The sequence below is a fragment of the uncultured Anaerococcus sp. genome, from assembly GCF_937934665.1.
Classification (GTDB): domain Bacteria; phylum Bacillota; class Clostridia; order Tissierellales; family Peptoniphilaceae; genus Anaerococcus.
The window spans coordinates 1-5,407 of record NZ_CALGYW010000146.1 but is presented as its reverse complement, the minus strand read 5'-3'; the positions used below and the strand labels follow the sequence as shown (position 1 = coordinate 5,407).

5 protein-coding genes are annotated in these 5,407 nt (G+C 36.1%); all 5 read right to left on the bottom strand.

Going from position 1 to position 5,407, the window contains the following annotated elements; translation table 11 throughout:
- Positions 1 to 318: 318 nt before the first annotated feature.
- Positions 319 to 822, bottom strand: a complete 504-nt coding sequence (locus tag Q0410_RS07520) for an aromatic acid exporter family protein (protein ID WP_299035131.1) — start codon at positions 820 to 822, stop codon at positions 319 to 321.
- Complete coding sequence (locus Q0410_RS07515; RefSeq protein ID WP_299035128.1) at positions 816 to 1,607, bottom strand: nucleoside hydrolase; 792 nt, start codon at positions 1,605 to 1,607, stop codon at positions 816 to 818. Before Q0410_RS07515 ends, Q0410_RS07520 begins: the two co-directional genes overlap by 7 nt.
- Before the next feature lie 62 nt (positions 1,608 to 1,669).
- Complete coding sequence (locus Q0410_RS07510) at positions 1,670 to 3,319, bottom strand: hypothetical protein (RefSeq protein WP_299035125.1); 1,650 nt, start codon at positions 3,317 to 3,319, stop codon at positions 1,670 to 1,672.
- Positions 3,312 to 4,034 (bottom strand): ABC transporter ATP-binding protein, encoded by a 723-nt coding sequence (locus tag Q0410_RS07505; RefSeq protein WP_299035122.1) that lies wholly within the window; start codon positions 4,032 to 4,034, stop codon positions 3,312 to 3,314. The genes Q0410_RS07510 and Q0410_RS07505 overlap by 8 nt, the downstream gene beginning before the upstream one ends.
- Before the next feature lie 155 nt (positions 4,035 to 4,189).
- The gene (locus Q0410_RS07500) at positions 4,190 to 5,206 is read right to left on the bottom strand and encodes a sigma-70 family RNA polymerase sigma factor (protein ID WP_299035119.1); all 1,017 of its coding nucleotides are present in this window, start codon (positions 5,204 to 5,206) and stop codon (positions 4,190 to 4,192) included.
- Positions 5,207 to 5,407 lie beyond the last annotated feature (201 nt).

Genomic DNA, 5,407 nt, shown 5'->3' with positions numbered 1-5,407 from the left:
TTATCTTCAGACGATGCTTCCTGAGAAGGATTTTCTGGCTTACTATCATCTACTTTTTGACATCCAACTAAACCTATAAATACAAAAATTAATAGGAAGAGAGATGCCATTTTCTTCATCATCGATTTCATTTGTTACTCCTTTATCTTATTATAGTGATATAATTATATACTTGCTTTACTACATTGTCAAATATACTTAATAAATTCTTTTGCTAACAAATTTTACAAGTCTTGATATATAGGAATTGTTATCATTTTCCTAAAGAACAAATATTTTTTTATTTTTCAATCTTAAAAACAAAAAAATCCTCAAAACCTATTTGTTAGGCTTTAAGGATTTCCTTAGTTTGAAATCTATATAATTTACAAAAATTGCTACAAGAACACCAATCAAGGTGTCAAGAGTCCTATTTAAAGCAAAGGGTAAAGGTAGGCCTGCCGGATCATTTGCGTGGTTTATGGTAATGGATAAAAATACTATAGCTGCAATTGAAACAGCATCTTTACGATTTAAACTTGCCATTATCCAGATAATAAGAGTTGCTACAAGACTTATTAAAATATAATCAACCATCAAAGGAATAGAGCCTTCAGGGATCACGACGAGGTAAATAAGACCTATAAACCCGCCGAAAATTGTACCGATAACCCTATTTATCCCCTTGGATAGGGTCTGGTTGACATTTGGCTGCATGCAAATTACCGCCGCAATTGCTGCATAAAAACCAAGGCTACTTCCTGGCCTTAGCTCTGATATAATAAGGGAAATTATGACAGCAAGGCCTGTCTTTATTATCCTAAGTCCTGGTTTTTTTAGCATAAAATTCCTCTAAGGTAATCGTAGAAGCTATCTTCGTTGACCTTGTTTACAATAGAAGCCTTTGGCCTATTTGTTGCATTTTCTAGAATTTTCTCGTCAAAATTGACCCTAAGGCCTGCCGCATCAAAGATAAAGGCTTCTGGGCTTTGGGATAGGTAGAGAAGGAGGGCTCCTGTTAGTGCCTCTTCGTCATAGGCTTTGAGGAGCTTTTCCATTTGCGGATGGTTTTTTATAATTTTTTCCAAATCTTTTTGATTAAGGGTGAAATTTTCCGCAAATTTTTGATCTATTATAAACAATTCTATGCCAGAAGATAAAATTAGGTCCAAATCTTTTAAGTTTTCTTTTGATAGAGTTTTTAATTCTGGAATTGTTAAAAAAATATGGTCAATGAAGTCAACAAAATCTTCATATTCACGGCTCGCTTTGGCTATATTTGATAAATCACCTGTTGCGATTATATCAAGCCTGCCGCAATCGGAAGCCAAGTCGTAGAGATTTTCGTAGGCATCCATATCCTCAAGGTAGTCAGCTTGAGGAGTAAAGATTTCCTCATCGTGGATTGATTCTACACCATCGTAGTTTTTTGCAACGCTTAAAAATAAGTCTTCACTATTTACAAGTCCAAGGATATTTTGCCCTGCAGTACCACTTGACATATAGGATTTGTTTGAAGAAAATCCTACGATTTCAAAATCAAAAGAATTTAGGGCCATTTTTATAAAAAGTCCATCAGCCGGACTGAAATTTGTGTCTATATAAATAAAGGGTTTTTGATATTCCATAATTTATCCTTTCTGATAACTTACTATACTAAAAAACCCAGCTATTTAAAGCTGGGAAATTTTTATACGTCCATAAAGCCCCTGGTGTATTTTTTGAGAGTTGCCCTATATACTAAAAATGTAATAATTAAAACTAATATCAAGGCCGCTCCGGTTCCTAAGATTATGTTATCAGTAGCTTCTGTGATCATAAAGACCATAAAGCCCAAAAGCCCCATCATAACCAGAGAACCTAAATAAAGTAAAACTGCCTTTAGACCTCCCCCACGCTGAATTTCCTGGGGTTTTTTCCACTCAGTATAGACCATAAAGGTGCCGAAGTATAGGCTAATCATGGTCGCAAAGGCTCCTGTTAGAGATAGTCCCAAAAATATTACCAAACATCCTAAGATTGTAAGTTTTAGAATGAAGGTGAAGACTAGGGCAAGGATTAGGTTTATCCCACAAATAACGATGTAAGCTGCAGCAAACCTCGCCCTCATGTGACTTTTTGGGTCAATAGGAAGGGTCTGGATTAGATAAAAACTCCTGCCTTCTCTAGATAAAGAGGTATTGGCAAGGCCACCATTTAGCCAGATAAAAAGTCCAACTGCCAGAGAAATCAGAAAGGCAAATAGCAAAAATTCTGGGCTAGATGGATCGATACCCGATTCGCTAAGAGCAGTTTTTGCTTGGACATAACCCATAGTTGTAATAATGATTGCCATAGTAATTGGTCCTGACAAAAAGACTATATTTGAAAATAGGGTCTTGAGATCTTTTTTGAAAATCGCCTTAAATTGGCTTCCTGCTTCGATTTTTATATCCCTATTATGACTTTCTTCTTTCTTTGAAGTATCAAGGTGTTCGTCAAAAACAGCTTCATAATAAAATTTGTTAGCTATTTTATAGGAAATAAAGGCCAAAAGTAGACACAAGCCCAAAAGAAGGCCTGTAAAAATAAGCCTTTGACTCATTGTTCCAGCGATTGCAAGGCCGTATATTTTTGCATTGAAAAATACATTTGAAACCATACTTAAGGTTTGGGTAATTTGATTTAAATCTACATTCATCTTTCCCATTGCACTTGAATTTGATGCTGAAAAAGAAAAATAATAAATGAGACCCATAAAGGCAAACATTATTAAATAGCCGATTGTCTTAAAAAGCTTGGCATGCCTATTTACATTGGTAAATTTTTTTATGATAAGAAGGACTAGGGAAAGAATCCCATAAGGTAGGTATATCATTGGAAAATACAACAAAATTGCCATGATTAGTACCCAAGGATCAAAACCCGCTTCATTAAAATATATTACAAGACCTATTACTAAATAAAGCAAAAAGTCTACAAAGCTTAAAGCACCGCCAAAGGCCTTACCTACAAAGAGTTCTCCCTCGCTAATCGGCATAGTCTGATAGTTGGCTACGGCAGACTTGGTGTAGAGGTTTGAAAATATTTGTGGTAGGTAAAATAAAAATACCATGAGGGTCATAGACATGGCAAAGGTCACAAAATACATATGGGCCATGTCACCATCCACATAAATCTTGGCCGAAGCCATGAAAACTCCTGTAAAAACTGCTCCAAAAAATATATAGGTCCATAGGAGGATTAAAATCCTGCCCAAAAAAGACTTTGGCATATTGGGTACAGTTTTCCTTGGCATATATGGAAAAAATGATTCCTTTAAGCTGTATTTGGCAAGGGTTAGGGTGTTAGACTTATTCATCGGTAAGCTCCAAGAAGATTGATTCAAGGGTGCCGTCATTGTTGGCTAAGTGCTTAATTTCATCTAAAGTGCCCATGGCAATAATCTTACCCTTAGAAATAATTGCTATCCTATCGCAAAGCTCCTGGGCAATTTCCATAACGTGGGTTGAAAACATAACACACTTGCCCTTATCCGACCTGGCCCTTAATATTTGTTTGAGATTGTAGGCAGACTTGGCATCAAGGCCAACCATCGGTTCATCTAGGATTAAAACTTGGGGATCGTGAATTAGGGCTCCTATAATAGCTAGCCTTTGGGCCATACCGTGAGAATAGGTTGTAATTTGCTCTTTCATGGCATCTCTAATGTCAAAAAATCCCAAATAATAATCAAGTCTTGCTCTTCTAGTTTCGGTGTCAACGCCGTAGACATCAGCTATGAAATTTATATATTCATTACCTGAATAATTTTCGAATAATTCCGGATTATCTGGTACATAGGAAAACTGGTTTTTGTAGGCCATTGGATCGTCTTCTAGGCGGATACCATTGATTAAAATCTCGCCCTTGGTTTTTGAATTTATACCGACTATTGATTTGATTGTGGTAGACTTACCTGCCCCGTTTGGTCCTAGAAATCCAAAGATTTCACCATCTTTGGCAACAAAAGAAATATCATCAACAGCCTTTTTCTCGACTGTATATTCCTTGGTAAAGTTTTTTACTTCTATCATGGGTCATTTCCTTTCTTAGATTGTTTTCTTTGATAATTAATAAGTTTCACTTTATAACTATTTTATTAAAAATAAATTAAATAGTTTCTAGAAATATTTTACCATAGAAGTATTGTTTTGCATAAAAAAAGCGTCCAAAAGAGACGCTTATAAATTTATCCAATTGAATCTGAATAATCTTTTAATTTGCCCAAGGCCTGATTTTCAATTTGCCTTATTCTCTCACGAGATAGGTCATAAATTGAACCTATTTGCTCTAGGGTCTTTGGTTTTTCGTTATCTAGGCCGTACCTATAAATTATGATTTGCTTCTCCCTATCTGTTAGCTGGTCTAGGGCCTGCATTAGGAAGTTTTCCATGTCTTTTTCTAAAATTAGCATATCTACAGGGGTAGATTCATCGCCTACCATATCCATCAGCTCATCTCCTGTGGAGTCTTCACTATCTAGGTTGATATTTAAAGATGTGGAGTTTACTTGATTTCTATTTATGAGGAATAAATCATCTGCTTGTTTTTTATTTATTCCCTCATTTTCTAAAATTCTGTAAAGCTCTTCATCTGTTGCCTCTGGATTGGCCTTTAAGATTTGTTTTAATTTATTTAGTTTTAAGTATTTACCCGCAGGTATCCTGATTGTATGTCCTTCTTTGTTGATGGCCTTTCTGATTGCCTTATCTATCCATTTATAGGCATAGGTTGTAAATTTGTAGCCTAGGCTTAGGTCAAATTTCTCTGCTGCCCTAATCATGCCTAGCATGCCTGATTGGACCAGGTCTTCTAGGTCAAGGTCATTGCCGTGGGACCTAAAGAAATATGAGGCCCTGCTTCTTACCAGACCCTGGTTTTTTTCTACAAGGGCTGAAAGAGCATTTTGGTTGCCTAACTGGAACTGCTCCACTATCTCTTCGTTATTTAGGTCAGATAATCTCATCATATCCTTGCGTCTGATAGGGGCAAGGGAGGTATTTACTCCCTTTTTAGCTGATCCTATTAGCTCATCATCAAAGTCTTCATCGTCTTCTTCAGAAATAATATCTAGGATTTCTTCTTTTTGCTCATCAGTCATCGTATCAACAATTTGGGTGAGCTCTTCTTCGCTCACATCACTTGTATCTAGATAATCTTTAAGCTTTTCTAAAGTTTCCTTATCTTTTAAATTTATTTTATCCATCTTATCACCCGTTTGAATTTATTTACCCGCCTAGTCGTCTAGGTCTATTTTTAGCTCATCTAGTTTGGCTTTTAAGGCTTTGGAAATGGGATAGGCGTCGTAGTTTTCGTTAAAGCTTACCTTTTTGCTTTTTTTAATCTTAGACCTTAGGATGTCAAGGTCAGTCTTAAGCTCAAGGGCTGTCATCCTACTTGCACCTTT

Coding starts and splice junctions, on each gene's coding strand:
- Q0410_RS07515 (WP_299035128.1), bottom strand. CDS start 1,607: ATGGAATATCAAAAACCCTTTATTTATATAGACACAAATTTCAGTCCG.
- Q0410_RS07505 (WP_299035122.1), bottom strand. CDS start 4,034: ATGATAGAAGTAAAAAACTTTACCAAGGAATATACAGTCGAGAAAAAG.
- Q0410_RS07520 (WP_299035131.1), bottom strand. CDS start 822: ATGCTAAAAAAACCAGGACTTAGGATAATAAAGACAGGCCTTGCTGTC.
- Q0410_RS07510 (WP_299035125.1), bottom strand. CDS start 3,319: ATGAATAAGTCTAACACCCTAACCCTTGCCAAATACAGCTTAAAGGAA.
- Q0410_RS07500 (WP_299035119.1), bottom strand. CDS start 5,206: ATGGATAAAATAAATTTAAAAGATAAGGAAACTTTAGAAAAGCTTAAA.